The organism is Kordia sp. E (genome assembly GCF_056033805.1).
Genome location: NZ_JBRASR010000001.1, coordinates 545,737 through 562,773, shown reverse-complemented (window position 1 = coordinate 562,773; position 17,037 = coordinate 545,737). Strand labels below are relative to the sequence as shown.

Genomic DNA, 17,037 nt, shown 5'->3' with positions numbered 1-17,037 from the left:
AAAGAAGCGAAGAATTGTTATTACATAATTTAGATTCATATAATATTCTAAAGTTTTAGTAAGTAAATTTCTTTAATAAGCATTTCTCAATTATGAACATACCTAAAAACACACACATTAATCTTTCTCAAATACTCAATCAAAAAAAATGAGCTTTGAAGGTTCGGGCTCGCAAAAATTGTAAAAACCTGTAATTTTTAAATTACAGGTTTTTAATTTTGTATGGTCTTACGGTTTAGTTTTTTAAAACTTTTAATGTAGTTGCTTCTCCTTTATCGTTTAAAACCTTCAGAAAGTAAATTCCTGAAGGTGCATTAATTTCAAAAGATATCTTATGTGCGTTATTAAATTTTTGGGAAAGTATTGTGTGTCCAACCATGTTTGTCAATGTTATATTAATAGTATTGTATAGACTATTTAACTGAACCATTACTTTTTTGTTGATAGGATTATTTAAAAGATGAATATTGTCTTTAAATTCATTATTTTCAATTCCAAGAGTTGTTAGTAATGTTACTGTTATAGTAGAATTTGTAGCGACAGAACCACAATTTTGTGCAGACATTTGAAATTCATAATTTCCGCTAGTGGGCGGAGTAAAGTTAAATGAAGCGTCGTCTCCACATCCAGATCCTGAATATCCAACTGGAGCGCCTCCTCCATCTGAAAAAATTGTAATTTCAGAATCATATGGAGTTCCACATGATGTTATTAAATATGTGCTTCCTGCAGTCATGTTATTTATTTGTGCGTGTTCATTCCACCAAATTGTTGTACAAAGTGTATTTGGATTACCAACAACAAAGGTAGATGCATCCATATCTGCGCAAAAATCTGTAGCTCCATTATATGAACATTGCGCATTAATAAATTGCATGCTTATTAATACTAAAAAGAAAAAGTAAATTTGTTTCATAATTTGTAGTTTATAGTTTTATTAGGAGAAAACGATATTTTAAGCAGCAGCTTTGTTAATGATGCTTTCCAGTTCTTTAAAAGTTTTTTCTTGTGTTCCTTTTAGCAATGCTTGTTTTATGAAACCTGCTATAATTTCAATAATATTTCTACGCACTTTTACACTTTTTCCAAAATATGCATGCATCATTTTATTGGGAATAATATGGTTAACCTTCACAGTATCTTTATTCGCGAAAAATACTTTTACAGCATGCATTCCGCTTTTTTTAATAATAATACATTGCTCCATTTGACCATTAACATCTGTTCTTTGCTCCCAAATATCATACTCTTTTGAACATTCAAATTTTGATTCTTTTTCTAAAAACGTATATAGTTTTTCTAAAGAATTGTAGTCCTTTTTAATTTCAATTAAATTTTCCATATGTTTGATTTTAAATTAGTTAATAACTACTTTTTTTGTGTATGTTCTGTTCAAAAAGTTTAGTTTTAAAATGTAGATACCTTTTGCTAAAGAATTTGTAACGATTGTATTTTCTGTTCCTGATGCCGATTTTGAGCCAGAAATATCATACATAGTATACTCTTTAAACTTAGCATTATCAGGATACATTACGCTAATTTCATCTATAGTTGTAATCACTTTTATATGATTAACTAATTCAAAATTAGAAACGCTTAATACATCTTCTGTTACTGTATTGAAACCTGTCCATAATGCGCCTGCATCTGTAACATAAGCCGCTGTTGTACCTGTTGGTATGTGAAGATCAATGTTTCCACGCTCAATGATACCAAATGTATCTCCTGTTCCAGTTACTATAGTTGGAGGAGTTGTGCTCTCTGAAGTAACACTTATTAAAGAGTTTCCAATAAAGGCAGAACCTCCAATGCTATTGATATTACTGTGGAGTACAATACTGGTTAATAAATTGTTGCGAAAAGTAATGCCGCCTATGCTTGTTATGTTGCTAATAAAATTAATGTCAGTTAATTGGTTAGAATTAAAAACTCCATCAGGAAGAACTGTAATGTGATCTGGAATTGAAACACTACTTATTAAATTATTACTAAAAGCAAATTCATCAATAGTATTGACATTGGCAGGAATAATAATACTAGATAATTGATTGTCTTTAAAAACAGCATTAGCTATTGTAGTTAAATTATTAGGAATCGTAATATTGCTTAGTTGATTATTTTCAAAAGCACTACCAGCTATAATGGTTACACTATTAGGAATTGTAATATTAGCTAATTGATTATTTCTAAACGCAGCAGCACCAATATCAGTGATCGTATTAGGAATAGTAACATTTGTTAATTGATCATTTTCAAAAGCAGCAGCTTTAATACGAGTAACACTAAATGTTACCGAGTTATTAGTAACCGAGGCTGGAATATTTACAACTGTTCCTCCAGTGGTGTCATAATCATTAATTTGAACTGTGTTTGGTGATGAAGAAGTAATTTGATATGTAAAATAACCATTTACAAACGTTTGCGAATGTCCTATAAGATTTACAAATAGGATTATTAAAATAAGTATAGTTTTTTTCATTATTTTCTGTTTAAGTTTTAAGGGAATCATTTTTAAATTTCAATAAAAGATCAGTGATAAGGATGTAATGATTATAACTATTGCAATAAATTTTAAAATTCTCATCTTATATTTAAAGTTTAGGGGATTCATTTTGAGTTAAAGAATAAAGCTTTTAATTAAACATTGCTCAATTAAAAGCTCTATAGAACTTTCCTAAATGATTAATGGAATCATTTTTTAGCCATTAGCGGCATGAATTTCTTCTTCTTTAGAAACTTCTTCATTAGGATCTGTAATTGGTGCCTCTGAAGTTTGGTTTTGATTTCTAGTTTGAGTTCCTCCAGTAATCTTACCTAATAATGTTACATTAATTTTGAAAACTTCTAATTTTTGATGTTTCATGATATTATATTTTTAAGTTAATAATGATCCAAAGAAACTTCTTTGTGGAATAAAAATAAACCATTGATAGTGGCGCTTTATAAAAGCTCATTGCTAAGTGATAAACGCTTTCGATATTGGGATAAAAGGAATCTTTGTATGATTCAAATTTTAAATTTGATATACATATAAATAGCTGAGGTTTGTAAATCGTAGTCAAATGAAAGTTAAGACTTCTAGTTTGTTAAGATTATTCTCTACAAGTGTAATTTACGGTTGATACAAGTATTTAATTTTAATAAATAGTATCTTATAAATAAGAGATATGTGTTTTAATTCTAGTTTCGAAATAAAAAACAGGATCACAATTATTTAGTTGTCGAAAGTCTCAAAAAAAAGATTCTGAATAAGAATAAAAAATGCCTTTATCTAAAGAGTAACTTTATGCACTGTATCATTATAAAGGTAGTATTCGTATGTAAAAGTGATGAACGTACATGAAATAGTGACAAACGATTTTATATGTTTTTGTTGAAGTTTCCTTATTGTTTAGAATAATAATATTTTTGTCAAACAACTCATTCTCATGCTAAAGAAAAAGTATTACTTTTTTATTATTGCGACATTGTTTTATTGCGTTTCTGTTACTGCGCAAAATTATGTGTACCAACATTTCTCTGTAGATGATGGTTTACCTAGTTCAGAAGTATATGATGTATATCAAGATAAACAAGGATATATTTGGTTTGCAACAGACAAAGGACTTTCTCATTACAATGGATACGAGTTTAAAAACTATACAACAAGTGATGGTCTGCCCGGAAATACAATTCTAAAATTTTACCCTCAAAAAAATGGACAAATTTGGTGCTATGAATATCATACGCAAAAACTATTTTATTTTAATGAAATGTTTGATGGTTTTCATTTGTATGAATACAATGATGTTTTAAAGAAAGAACTTAGAAGAGGTAGCATTATAAAAAGTATTTCTCTTATAAATAATGATATATATATAGGCGGATATTTTATGAATGGATTTACAAGTATAAATGATAAAGGGAAGCTAGTAAAAAAGTATGTGGATGAGAATTTTTATACTGAATATCATGAAGATATGAAGTTTGGTATTAAAAATGGAGTTTTTTTTATGTCATCTAATATTCCAGAAAAAGAACCAATAATATATATAGAAAGAGGATCAGTATCTAATAACATAAATGGAATTTCTTTAGATAATGACATGAGTATATTTATGGCAAATCAGGAAGTTTTGATTAAAAAAAAATTAACTGATCATATCATATACAACAAAAAAACACCAATCGGAATAAAAGTAATAAATGATGATTCCTTTTTTATAGGGTATAGAAATGGTGGTGTTAAAATTGTTGATTATTGCGGTGAAACACTTAATGAATTCTTGCCTAACGAATCAGTGTCTAATTTTTTAATAGACAATGAAGGAGGTTATTGGTTTACAACGGTTACATCAGGTGTCTATTATATTAAAAATGCAGAAATCCAAAGTATCGAAACTAATAAAGTTGTATCGTTAACAAAAGATGATGATGATAATTTGTTTCTAGGTTTTGAAAACGGTGATATCGCCAAAAAAGCAAACGATTCCATACAAAACATTTACACTTCTACATATGAATATCCTTCAACAATAGTAGAGTTTAACACTAGTACGAATGCATTATATGGCGTGTCCGATCGTAAAATAATGAACTTTAATACAAAAGAAGTTATTTGGGGCAATTACGTAAGGAGTCTATCATTTGCTAGAAATAAGTCATTTTTATCTTCAAATTTAACATATATCTTAGAGAAAAATAAAGACAATTTCAGGAGAACTGATGTGTCATTTTTAATACAAGATGTCGTTTGGTATAATGACACTATTTTAATAGCAACTTCAGATGGTTTGTATGTGAAGAAACAAGATTCAGTATTTAATATAGCAAATAAATTAAACGTATTAAAAAGTAGGTTAGATGATATAGATGTAAATTATAATACAAATAAAGCTTATATAGCTTCACAAGGTTCAGGTGTTATAGTATACGGAGATACTGTTTATAATATTTCCAAAAAAGAAGGAATTTCTAGTGATATTATCAATGAAGTACATATAGAAAATGATTCCATAATATGGGCATGTACAAATAGTGGTTTAAATAGAATAGTATTTCAAAACAATGATGAATATTCAATTACGACACTGACCAAAGAAGATGGTTTGATAAGTAATGAAATAGAAGATGTAGAAATTATAAATGATACTGTTTGGGTCGGAACTGTAAAAGGGTTGTGTTATTTCTCAAAAAAAATAGTAAACCAGAAGGAAAAGGCAAAAGCTAATTTTTTATCTCTAAATGCAATTACAGTTAATGGAGAACAGCAGCAACTAAATGACAAGCTCAGTTTGTCATATTCTGATAATAAACTGAGTTTTCATTTACAGGCTATAACGTATAAATATACTGAAAATATAAGGTATCAATACAGATTAAAAGAAACTGGAGAAGTCTGGGAACAAACGACAAATAGAGTAGTATCCTTTCCTTCATTAAGTCCTGGGAAATATACTTTTGAAGCCAAAGCATGTGTGTTGAACAATTGTACTGATACTACTGTATCGAAAGTATTTATAATTCATCCTCCATTTTGGAGAACAAACTGGTTTTATGCATTAAGTATTCTTCTATTCTCTGGACTTATTTACATATTCTTTAAAATAAGAGTGCTAACGTATAATAAAGATGTGATAAGAGAATTGATGCGTTTGATTATAAAATATTTAAAAAGAAAAGAAAAATATCTTTTAGTCAGATCAAATGGAGAAGATATAAAAATAAGTACCCATAAAATACTGTACCTAAAATCACAAGGGAATTATTTGGATATTATTACCAAAGATGAAACGTACACAATACGTTGCAAAATAGGAACATTTATTCATGAAACTCCCGATCCTTTAGAATATTTGCGTATCCACAAATCACATATAATTCGTATTGATCAAGTATCTGCAAAAGGTAGAAATTGGGTGGTTATCAACAAAGAAAAAATTGCTGTTGGTAAAACCTATTTGAAAGAACTTGATAATATAAAATTGTAGAATTTCTATTTGTCACTATTTTTACTTCTTTCGTCACAAACCTAGTAATAGAAGGTGTTTTTATATTATAGCCGAATATTTTTGCGCATTGTAATTTTCTAAACATTTTATAATGATAAAAAAAATACTTTGTGTTATTGTCTTATTTCCAATTATAATTATTGCTCAGAATACCTATGTTCCTGATGATAATTTTGAACAAGCGCTTATTGATTTAGGGTATGATTCAGGATCATTAGATGATTATGTTCCTACTGCAAATATAAATACCATTACTGACTTAGATGTTGGACAAAACAATATAACTGATTTAACAGGAATTGCAGACTTTATAGCGCTTCAAACGGTAAGAATTTCAAATAATCAAATACTAACAGTCGATTTTACAAGTAATAGTAATTTAACTCATATATATGCTACATTTGGGGATTTGACAAGTATTGATATTACAGGTTTAACAAATTTAGAAGAAGTATATCTTACATTTAATAATTTGACGAGTTTAGATGTGAGTTCAAATACTTCACTTACAAAACTTGAGTGTAATGCTAATAACATCACAAACCTTAATGTAAATAATAGCTCATTAATAGATTTAGTTTGCTCTGGAAATGATTTAACAACATTAGACCTTTCTGGAACTACTGCTTTGAAAATATTACAAATTAATGGAAATCAATTTGCAGAAATTGACCTCAGTAACAATACAGATCTTTTCTTTTTAAATCTAATTGGAAACCCAATTGAAGGATTAGACCTAAGTAATAATGTATTGTTAGAAACGCTTTACCTAAATTTAAGCGCTAACCTAACTACATTAGAGCATTTAGATTTAAGCAATAATCCACTCCTAAAAGGATTGTATGCCGAATATGCAACAAATCTGAAAACCATAAACCTAAAAAACGGAAACAATACTGCGATTACTACATTTTATGTAACTGATACTCCAAATCTTACCTGTATTGAAGTTGATGATGCAACATATAGTACTAACAATTGGACTTCTGTTGATGCGCATGTAAGTTTTAATACGGATTGTAATTATCTATACACATATGTGCCAGATAATAATTTTGAACAAGCTTTAATAGATTTAGGATATGATTCTGGAGTTTTGGATGATTATGTATTGACAGCAAATATTAGTGGAATCACAACTTTAGATATAAGCAACAAAGGAATCGTTGATATAACTGGAATAGAAGATTTTTCAATGCTAACTAGCTTAAACTGTCAAAACAATCTAATAGCAGCAGTGGATTTAAGTAATAATACACAGCTAGAAACATTAATTCTATGGCAAAACTCACTGAATTCAGTAGATCTAAGTGCAAATACTTCTTTAACATATTTAGACATTGATGAAAATAATTTGACAAACCTAGATGTAAGTGCCAATACGCTTTTAGTAGAACTATATTGTAATAACAACCAACTAACAACTGTAGATGTAACTGCCAATACACAACTTCAACAATTTCAATGTGCAATCAATCAAATCTCTAGTGTAAACGTAAGTAACTTAACAAATCTCAACACATTAGTGACCTATGAAAATCAATTGACAAGTATTGATGTAACTGCAAATGCTGGTTTAGAAATTTTATCCGTTGGAGACAATCTTTTAACAACAATTGATATTTCAAACAATGTATTATTAAAAGAATTTTATGGAAGTTACAATCAATTTACTACAGTAAATACAAGTACAAATACACTTTTAGAAAGGTTTGAAGCAGGCTTTAATCAAATAACAAACCTAGATTTTACTACAAATACCTTAGTATATCGTATTGCAGTTCCTGATAATTCGTTAGCAGGATTAAGCCTAACAAACAACACACAACTAACTGTACTATCAATTCACTCCAATAATGTAATATACCTAGACGTAAGTAACAATACGTTGTTAGACCAACTATATTGTAATAATAACAATCTTGCTGGACTCAATGTTCAAAACGGAAACAATACAAATTTTCAATACTTTTTTGCAGGCTCAAATCCTAATTTAGGCTGTATACAGGTCGATGATGCTAGTTGGAGTAATACACACTGGACAAACATTGATCCATCATCTACTTTTAGTACTAGTTGCAGTACTCCACAACGAACGTACGTACCTGATGATAATTTTGAACAAGCGCTAATTGACTTAGGATACGATTTTGGTCCATTAGACGATTATATATATTCAGAAGCAGTAGAATTGCTTATATATTTAGATGTTTCAGACAAAAATATAGTAGATCTTACAGGTATTGAAAGCTTTGGTTTGCTAGAAATTTTAGACTTCCACAATAATGATGTAGTTACTGTTGACTTAAATAATAATATTCAACTAAAAAGACTTTTTTGTAACAACAATCAACTAACGAGTTTAGATGTTGATGGATTAGGTTTTCTAAATACTTTAGATGTTAGCGACAACGCACTCACAAATATTTCCACAGGAAACAATACTCAACTTACTCATTTTTATTGTAATAATAATCAATTGACAAGTGTTTATCTAGAAGAAAACGGATTGCTATATCACTTTGAATGTGGCGATAATATGATAACGAATTTAGATCTATCTTTCAATACTAGCTTATTCCATTTAGATTTCAGAAATAACCAAATAAGTACAATTAACTTAAGCGGTTTAACATCTTTAGGTATACTAATAGGGACAAACAATGCTTTAAGTACTATAAATTTAAATTCAACTGGATTACTCTATTATCTATATCTAGGCGAAAACATGCTCACTTCTGTGAATACGACTAACATGTCAAATTTATGGGTGTTAGACCTTCATGACAATCAAATAGGAACACTCGATGTTTCTAACAATCAAAATTTATTACAATTTAGTGCTTCAGATAATTCGTTAACTGAATTAAATATTCAGAATGGAAACAATACGAACATGACATTCTTCAATGTGCTAAACAACTCAAGTCTAAATTGTGTTTTTGTAGATAATGCCAATTGGAGTACGACGAATTGGCCAGACAAAGATGCTACAGCTACGTATGTAAACAATCAAACAGAATGTAATTTACTAAGTGTTGAAGATACTGAAATGTCAAGTCAATTGACTGTATATCCAAACCCAAGTAGTACATCTACAAACATAGGTTTTGGTAAGAGTTATGCAAAAGTTACGATAGACATATATGATGCAATAGGAAAACAAGTTTTTACAGCTAATTACAACAATGTAGATAGGATAAAACTAAACACAACTAATTACACAGCAGGAATATACTTCATAAAAGTAATCATCGAAAATCAGCAAGAAACGATCAAATTGATTGTAAAAAAATAAACATCCTTAAAATATAGTACTAATCTTATCAAGCTGAGTTTTCCTTCTGAGAAAGATAAAAGTGAAATTCAGTTTATCATAAACAAAGAGAAAATGAAAATAAAACTATCAAACATAATTAAGTTTACAACAATTTTTCTGTTTACAACAATTACCTGTAATGCTGCAGATTTAATAGTAAGAAATGGCGGAGCTGGAGGAACATACGCAACCATATCAGCTGCAATAACTGCCGCAACTGATGGTGATAGAATCATCATACGACCAAAACCTTCGAATGTTCCTTACTTAGAAAGTTTAACTATAGATAAATCATTAACATTTGTCAGTGAAATTCATGGTGACAAGTATGAAGTACAAGGAAATATCAACCTTGCGTTTGTTTCTAATAGAAAAATTATAATTCATGATCTTAATTTGATTAATTTCAGATCTATCTCTGAAAATGGTTCTAGTTTTCTACCAACTGATACAGAACGAGCCGAAGTATATATTATAAATAGTACTATTTCTGGTGATATTTTATTAGACTATGCACGCTCAACAATAAATGTTTTTGGATCTAGTTTTGATGAATTAGAATTTGTACATGGAAAAATTATTGGAAATGAAGGAAGAGAAATACGCCTTAATTATGAAGGCGGAAATAATGCAGTATCTAATGAGGACGTTTATATCATTGCCAATAAAATAATTAATGGTTCTCTACAGTGTGAACCACGTTACAACCTAAACATATACAATAATTTTATTCAGGCAAACTCATCTTCACAAATACCATTAATTTTAGCAACTGGAAGCGTTGGTTCATCATATACGTATATGGTTGTAAATAATTATATAGAGACTACAAATACTCATACTGTTCAAGTAGCAACATCTTCTTCTGGAATGTCCATTAATTTAATTAATAATATTATCAATGCGCAAAATTCAATACATTATGAAGTTTTAGTAAATTCTTCCAATCCTTATGTTCAATTAATCAACAACATGTCTCCTACAGATTTTAGAGTTAATAGTAATGCAGATGTAGATACAAATAATACCGCCAATGCTACACTATCAACTACAGACTTTTTTACCACAGGCGATAATATCAATGCTGGGGTTTCGGATGCTATTTATACAGATATTGATTTAACAGTAAATGATATTGGTCCTTACGGCGGATCGTTTACTTGGGCAAACTTTTGGACTGGCGAAGTGCAAAAGCCGCATATTAGTTTTTTGAATACGCCTAGAACAATTTTTAACGGCACCACAACTTTTGAAGTAAATGGAATAGGAACTACTAATTAATTGCAACATGAAATACTATAGTTTATTTTTTCTGTTATGTTTTAGTATTTGCTCTTTTAGTCAAGTTAATTTAAGTGATACAGAATATTTTTGGGATACAGATGCAGGTGAAGGGAACGGAATTGCTTTTTCTGCAACGGATGGCAATTTTAATAATGCTTTGGAAGCTATTCTAGAAAGCGGAATTACAGTTCCTGCTACAGGTTTACATACGTTTAATATTCGATTAAAAAACTCAAATAATGTTTGGGGACCAATTTTTACGCAAGTAATAAATGTGAGTTCCGATATTGTTGCAGCTTCAACGACTTTAGCTGATGCGGAATATTTTTGGGATACAGATCCAGGCGAAGGCAGCGGAACTTCTTTTTCTGCAACCGATAGTAATTTTAATAATGCTTTAGAAGCTATTCTAGAAAGTGGAATTACAGTTCCAGCGACTGGTTTGCATACATTTAATGTGAGATTAAAAAACTCAAACAATACTTGGGGACCAATCTTTACGCAAGTGGTAGATGTAAGTTCGGACGTTGTTGGTCAATCAGTAACTTTAATTGATGCCGAATACTTTTGGGATACTGATCCTGGAGAAGGTAACGGCATTGCCTTTTCAGCAACTGACAATAATTTTGATAATGCCTTAGAATATCTATCTGAATCATCAATTGACATTATAAATCCAATAGGAACTCACGCATTCAATGTACGTATTAAGAACTCTAACAACATTTGGGGACCTGTATTTACACAAGTAATAGGTGTTGAAACTACGTTAAGTATAACGGAGAATTCTTTTGGAGAAACATTTATTTTAGCTCCAAACCCTAGTCGTTCAGCTACAAACATAAAGCTAGGTTCTCAATATGCTAAAATTCAACTTCAAGTGACAGATATGTTAGGAAAACGAATCTTTGTTGCTAATTACAATAATACAGATACTATAAGATTAAGTACCGCTAATTACACAAAAGGAATGTACCTTGTGACAGTAGTTTCTGAAAAGAAAAAAGCGACGATTAAATTAATAGTCAAGTAATCTATAACATAGGATAAATTAAAAATGTGTTTTTACACAAAGGTTTATCTCCTTCAAATACGCAATCAAAAAAATTAAATTTTGAAGATTCGGACTCAAAAGAGCGAACAAATTAACATTCTTGTTTTTTGTTCGCTTTTGCTATTGTTTTAAACTTACAAATAATGAAAGGGTTAGATGAGGTAGAAACTTAGTAAGATTGCTGAGTCGAGTATGACATTATAAGATATATAACGGTTTTTTATTACTTCGTTAAACATAACATTTTCATTTTGCTATCTCAAAGACAAGAAGTAAATTACACAAACTTTAATTGATATTAATAAATATATAACGACCTAAACCATTTTTAATAACAAGATGATTAAAAAGAAGCACATATTATTAATACTATTAGCAGCAATTTTAGGAAGTTGTGTCAAAAATGAAAAACAGGTTGAACAACAAAATTTTGATTATTTAGCCTTCAGTAAAAATGTGTTAAACTACAAGGTTACTCCTAAACACAAATTTGATAAAACTGGTTTAATGTTTTCAGATCAAGGAGCTTGGTTTGGATATAGTTTACAAGATTCAATATCAAATAGTGTAGGTTTTTCAGGTCCTTTTTTAATGACACAACAAAATGGAGTTTGGAGTAGTCAATCACTTGCTAGCTTAAGTCTAAAAGGAGAAAACAATTCTAAAATTATAAATTGGAACACTTCTCTAAAATCGCAACATAGTTTTTCTAGTCATTTAGAACAAACCTTTCAAAATGAGCAACTTCAAGTAAAACAAGAACTTGTATATGCATCCGGTCACACGGCGCTTCAAAAAATAATCATAACAAATACTACTTCTAAAGGCATCACGCTTCATCCTTCGGTAAGTGGAAAATTATTCGACATTGATATTACAGTAACTTCTGAAGATGAAACTATTGTGCTTTCATCTAAAAAATCGAATGCCAAAGGATATATAAAATTTCTTGAGGAATCAACATCAATAATGACTGTGGAAGATTATTACAATGCACATTTTGAAACATTATTTTTGGAGCCAGGAGAATCAAAAACCTATATCATAAGTCAAACTTTTATATTTCCTGAATATTCTTGGGAAGATGAAAAAGGGTACATTACTTCCAGTAACTTTGATGCTATTCTGAAAGAAAGAAAACTAGAAAAAAACAACCAACTAAAGGCACTTATTACGAATCTAAAACATACATTCAATGATTCTATTTACAAGCAAGTTATAACGAAAGCACAGCTAACATTACAAAACAATTGGCGTATTCCTGCTGGAGAAATTAAACACGAAGGTTTATTTCCAAGTTATCACTACAAATGGTTTAATGGGTTTTGGTCATGGGATTCTTGGAAACATGCTGTTGGACTTTCCTATTACGATACTAATTTGGCTAAAAAACAAATCAAATTAATGTTTGAGTTTCAAGATGATGATGGTTTTGTTGCCGATTGTGTATATCGAGATACTACTATTGAAGCTCATAATTATAGAGATACAAAACCGCCTTTGTCAGCTTGGGCTGTTGCCAAAATTTATGAAAAAGATAAGGATATTGAATTTGTAAAATATATGTATCCGAAACTTGAAAAATATCATCAATGGTGGTATAATAAGCGCGATCATGATAAAGATGGATTGTGTGAATATGGTTCTACAGATGGTAGTTTAGTTGCAGCAAAGTGGGAAAGCGGAATGGATAATGCCATTCGTTTTGATGATTCTAAAATTCTTAAGAATGGTGAAGATGCCTATTCGTTAGATCAAGAAAGTGTAGATTTAAATGCATACTTATATGCTGAAAAACTATATTTAGCGCAACTTTCTGAAGCATTAAAAAATAAAGATGCATTACAATATAGAAATGAAGCAGAAACCTTAAAAGCAAAAATTCAAAAACAATTTTATGATGAAATAGATGGCTGGTTTTATGATACTTCATTAGATGGAAAAACATTTATAAAAGGAGAAGGAAGTGAAGGTTGGACAGCTCTTTGGGCAAATGCAGCCACACAAAAACAGGCGGAAGCAGTAAAAATAAAAATGATGGATTCTGCAAAATTTTATACTAAAGTTCCGTTTCAAACAATGAGCGCAGATCATCCAAAATTCGATCCTTTAAAAGGCTATTGGCGTGGACCAAATTGGTTAGATCAAGCATATTTTGGTGTCAAAGGTTTGCGCAATTATGGTTTTCATGCGGAAGCAGACAAAGCAACAATTCAAATCATAAAAGGAGCAGAAGGGTTACTAGGAAAAGGAAAAGCGATTCGTGAAAATTATCACCCATTAACTGGTAAAGGCTTACACGCTCAAAACTTTAGTTGGAGCGCTGCTCATATCATACAATTACTATCAAAATAACATGGATTACAACGCTATAAAAATTACAATAAAACAAGCTGAAAACATTCTCTTTGAGCTTTTTAATATAACAGGAACAGCAGTTGTTCTTCCAGGTGAAGTAGATTTTAATTTTAGAATAAAAATAGAAAATGAAGAAGGCTATATTTTAAAAATATCTCGACCTGATGAAGATGAAAACTATTTAGACTTTCAGCAAAAACTATTACAATTTTCAGATCATAACGGTAAAAACCTTATTACTCCAAAAGTTATAAAAGACATAAACGGGAATGCTATTTCTGAGATTACAGATGATGTTGGTAACACGCGAAAAGTACGTTTGTTAACGTGGATTTCAGGAAGAGTTTGGAGTAGTGTAAATCCACAATTAGACACTTTACGTCTTAGTCTAGGAGAACAATGTGGTTCTTTAACAAAAGCATTAGATGGATTTGATCACCCAGAAGCGCATCGCAAATTTGTTTGGGACGTAGCACAATCACTTTGGACAAAAGAGCACCTTAATTTATTTGCTGAAGAAGAACGAACAATTCTTTCAACGTTTCAACAACAATTTGAAGATTCTCAAGAAACATATTCTAAGCTGCGAAAAGCAGTTGTACATAATGATGCAAATGATAATAATGTCATTGTTTCCGATGATGTATTAAATCCAACTGTAAAAGCAGCTATTGATTATGGAGATGCCATTCATACACAAATTATCAATGATGTAGCTATCACCTGTGCATATGCAATTATGGGACACAATGATCCATTAACTGCTGCATTACCAATCATAAAAGGTTATCATGCTAGCTTTCCTTTGCAGGAAGAAGAACTAATGTATTTATACACAACTATAGCAATGCGTTTGGTCATTACTGTAACGAAATCTGCGATCAATAAAATTAAAGAACCAACTAACGAATATCTATTAATTAGCGAAAAACCAGCTTGGGAAGTGTTAAAAAAGTGGCATTTGATTCATCCTGAATTTGCTGAACTTAATTTTAGAGAAGCCTGTGGTTTTACAGCGCATCCAAATCAAAGTACGTTTGAAAATTGGGCACGTAAAAATGATTTTAAACTCTCTGATTTGTTTCCCACTATTGCTAAAAATGAAGTATATCATTTAGACTTAAGTGTATCTAGCAAATGGATTGGACATCAGGAAGAATTTAATGACTTAGAACTATTTCAGTTTAAAATAAATCAACTTCAAAAAACAATTCCTACTAAAATTATTGCTGGAGGATATTTAGAACCACGACCAATATACACTTCTACAGAATATGACATTGTTAAGAATAATGGTCGCGAAAGTAGAACCATTCATTTAGGTGTTGATTATTGGTTACCCGAAAATACTGCTGTTCATGCGTTACTTGATGGAGAAGTAGTTATTGCTGTAAATGACGCAGGGAATAAAGAATATGGTGGTTTGGTAGTTTTAAAACACAACATAGATAATATCTCATTTTATACCCTATATGGTCATTTAACGGTTTCAAGCGCAACGCAACATGCTATTGGAGATCATATTAAAAAAGGAGCAAAAATAGCAGAATTAGGCAATTATCCTGAAAACGGAAATTGGGCGCCACATTTACATTTTCAAATAATGCTTTCTTTGTTTAATTATACAAAAGATTTTCCTGGAGTAGCATATTTTAGTGAGATAAACACATGGAAAAGTCTTTGTCCAAATCCAAATTTATTATTTAAATCGGATGCTTTACAACAAAGCGATACAATTACAAACGATGAATTACTCAACTACAGAAAACGACATTTAGGCAAAAGCCTAAGTCTTCAATATAAAGTGCCTATTAAAATGGTGCGCGGAGCTGGTCAATATCTAATGGATCAATATGGACGTAAATACCTTGATACGGTAAACAATGTAGCGCATGTTGGTCATGAACATTATAGCGTGGTAAAAGCAGGCCAAGAACAAATGGCATTGATTAATACCAATTCGCGCTACTTACATGAAAACATCAATACTTTAGCCAAAGAATTAATCGAGACATTACCGCCAGAACTTTCTGTGTTGCATTTTGTAAACTCAGGTAGTGAAGCAAATGAATTAGCCATGCGAATGGTGAAAGCAAATACAGGCGAACGCGATATTATTGCAAGCGAAGTTGGTTATCATGGAAATACAAACATGTGTGTTGATATCAGTTCCTATAAATTTGATGGTAAAGGCGGAACTGGCGCACCAGAGCACACTCACATTTTTCCAATGCCTGATGCTTTTAGAGGAAAATACAGAGGTGAAAATACAGCAGATGCGTATGCTGAAGAAGTGCAAAAACAAATCGATATTGTTCACAATAAAAAACGTGGTGTAGGAGCATTTATTATTGAACCAATTATTAGTTGTGGTGGACAAGTAGAATTGCCAGAAGGTTTTCTAGCGAAAGCTTATGAGAAAATTAGAGCAGTTGGTGGTTTGTGTATTTCCGATGAAGTACAAACAGGTTGTGGACGTATGGGAAAAACCTTTTGGGGATTTCAATTGCATAATGTAATTCCGGATATTGTGACCATCGGAAAACCGTTAGGAAACGGACATCCTATTGCTGCAGTAGCGTGTACCCAAGAAGTCGCTGATAAATTTGCGAACGGAATGGAATACTTCAACACGTTTGGTGGAAATCCAGTTTCTTGTGCTATAGCCACTGAAGTATTGCGAACAGTAAAAAGAGAAAAACTTCAAGCAAATGCTTTAGAAGTTGGCGAATATTTAAAAACGGAACTCAAAAAACTAGCGATAGAATTTCCAATTATAGGAGATATCCGTGGACAAGGTTTGTTTTTAGGAATTGAATTGGTTGATGTAAATTTGAATCCATTAGCCGAACAAACAGATTATTTAGCCAATAGAATGAAAGATCATGGAATCTTAATGAGTACAGACGGACCAGATCACAATGTATTAAAAATAAAGCCTCCAATTGTATTCACCAAAGAGAACGCAATAGAACTATTAGTTTATTTAAAGAAAATCTTCGCAGAGGATTTTATGAAGCAAATCTAATCTC

10 protein-coding genes are annotated in these 17,037 nt (G+C 30.7%); 6 read left to right on the top strand and 4 right to left on the bottom strand.

The window, feature by feature from the left end:
* Positions 1–235: 235 nt before the first annotated feature.
* The 4 genes from ACUUYC_RS02610 to ACUUYC_RS02595 all read right to left on the bottom strand — a co-directional run bounded on the left by ACUUYC_RS02610 (position 236) and on the right by ACUUYC_RS02595 (position 2,863).
* Positions 236–916 carry a T9SS type A sorting domain-containing protein gene (locus ACUUYC_RS02610; protein ID WP_474263513.1) on the bottom strand — a complete coding sequence of 227 codons (681 nt, stop codon included), beginning with the start codon at positions 914–916 and terminating at the stop codon, positions 236–238.
* A gap of 39 nt (positions 917–955) precedes the next feature.
* The gene (locus ACUUYC_RS02605; protein ID WP_474263510.1) at positions 956–1,342 is read right to left on the bottom strand and encodes a hypothetical protein; all 387 of its coding nucleotides are present in this window, start codon (positions 1,340–1,342) and stop codon (positions 956–958) included.
* A 15-nt stretch (positions 1,343–1,357) separates the two neighbouring features.
* Entirely contained in the window at positions 1,358–2,479 is a 1,122-nt protein-coding gene (locus tag ACUUYC_RS02600) for a leucine-rich repeat protein (protein ID WP_474263508.1), read from the bottom strand.
* 219 nt (positions 2,480–2,698) lie between these two features.
* The gene (locus tag ACUUYC_RS02595; protein ID WP_474263506.1) at positions 2,699–2,863 is read right to left on the bottom strand and encodes a hypothetical protein; all 165 of its coding nucleotides are present in this window, start codon (positions 2,861–2,863) and stop codon (positions 2,699–2,701) included.
* A gap of 565 nt (positions 2,864–3,428) precedes the next feature.
* Between ACUUYC_RS02595 and ACUUYC_RS02590 the strand changes: the two genes are divergently transcribed.
* From ACUUYC_RS02590 to ACUUYC_RS02565, 6 genes are all read left to right on the top strand, one after another.
* Positions 3,429–5,969: a ligand-binding sensor domain-containing protein gene (locus ACUUYC_RS02590; protein ID WP_474263504.1), complete on the top strand. Its 2,541-nt coding sequence runs from the start codon at positions 3,429–3,431 to the stop codon at positions 5,967–5,969.
* 112 nt (positions 5,970–6,081) lie between these two features.
* Positions 6,082–9,288, top strand: coding sequence for a leucine-rich repeat domain-containing protein (locus ACUUYC_RS02585; protein WP_474263502.1), 3,207 nt, complete (start codon positions 6,082–6,084; stop codon positions 9,286–9,288).
* Between the two features lie 93 nt (positions 9,289–9,381).
* Positions 9,382–10,590: a hypothetical protein gene (locus ACUUYC_RS02580; RefSeq protein WP_474263500.1), complete on the top strand. Its 1,209-nt coding sequence runs from the start codon at positions 9,382–9,384 to the stop codon at positions 10,588–10,590.
* 7 nt (positions 10,591–10,597) lie between these two features.
* Positions 10,598–11,626: a T9SS type A sorting domain-containing protein gene (locus ACUUYC_RS02575; protein ID WP_474263498.1), complete on the top strand. Its 1,029-nt coding sequence runs from the start codon at positions 10,598–10,600 to the stop codon at positions 11,624–11,626.
* A gap of 360 nt (positions 11,627–11,986) precedes the next feature.
* Positions 11,987–14,002, top strand: coding sequence for an MGH1-like glycoside hydrolase domain-containing protein (locus ACUUYC_RS02570; protein WP_474263496.1), 2,016 nt, complete (start codon positions 11,987–11,989; stop codon positions 14,000–14,002).
* A gap of 1 nt (position 14,003) precedes the next feature.
* On the top strand, positions 14,004–17,033 hold the full coding sequence (locus ACUUYC_RS02565) for an aminotransferase class III-fold pyridoxal phosphate-dependent enzyme (RefSeq protein ID WP_474263494.1): 3,030 nt from the start codon (positions 14,004–14,006) through the stop codon (positions 17,031–17,033).
* Positions 17,034–17,037: the final 4 nt, after the last annotated feature.

Excerpts from the sequence above, each read along its gene's own strand:
- ACUUYC_RS02570 (WP_474263496.1), top strand. The coding sequence starts at position 11,987 with ATGATTAAAAAGAAGCACATATTATTAATACTATTAGCAGCAATTTTA.
- ACUUYC_RS02595 (WP_474263506.1), bottom strand. The coding sequence starts at position 2,863 with ATGAAACATCAAAAATTAGAAGTTTTCAAAATTAATGTAACATTATTA.
- ACUUYC_RS02605 (WP_474263510.1), bottom strand. The coding sequence starts at position 1,342 with ATGGAAAATTTAATTGAAATTAAAAAGGACTACAATTCTTTAGAAAAA.
- ACUUYC_RS02575 (WP_474263498.1), top strand. The coding sequence starts at position 10,598 with ATGAAATACTATAGTTTATTTTTTCTGTTATGTTTTAGTATTTGCTCT.
- ACUUYC_RS02580 (WP_474263500.1), top strand. The coding sequence starts at position 9,382 with ATGAAAATAAAACTATCAAACATAATTAAGTTTACAACAATTTTTCTG.
- ACUUYC_RS02565 (WP_474263494.1), top strand. The coding sequence starts at position 14,004 with ATGGATTACAACGCTATAAAAATTACAATAAAACAAGCTGAAAACATT.
- ACUUYC_RS02600 (WP_474263508.1), bottom strand. The coding sequence starts at position 2,479 with ATGAAAAAAACTATACTTATTTTAATAATCCTATTTGTAAATCTTATA.
- ACUUYC_RS02590 (WP_474263504.1), top strand. The coding sequence starts at position 3,429 with ATGCTAAAGAAAAAGTATTACTTTTTTATTATTGCGACATTGTTTTAT.
- ACUUYC_RS02585 (WP_474263502.1), top strand. The coding sequence starts at position 6,082 with ATGATAAAAAAAATACTTTGTGTTATTGTCTTATTTCCAATTATAATT.
- ACUUYC_RS02610 (WP_474263513.1), bottom strand. The coding sequence starts at position 916 with ATGAAACAAATTTACTTTTTCTTTTTAGTATTAATAAGCATGCAATTT.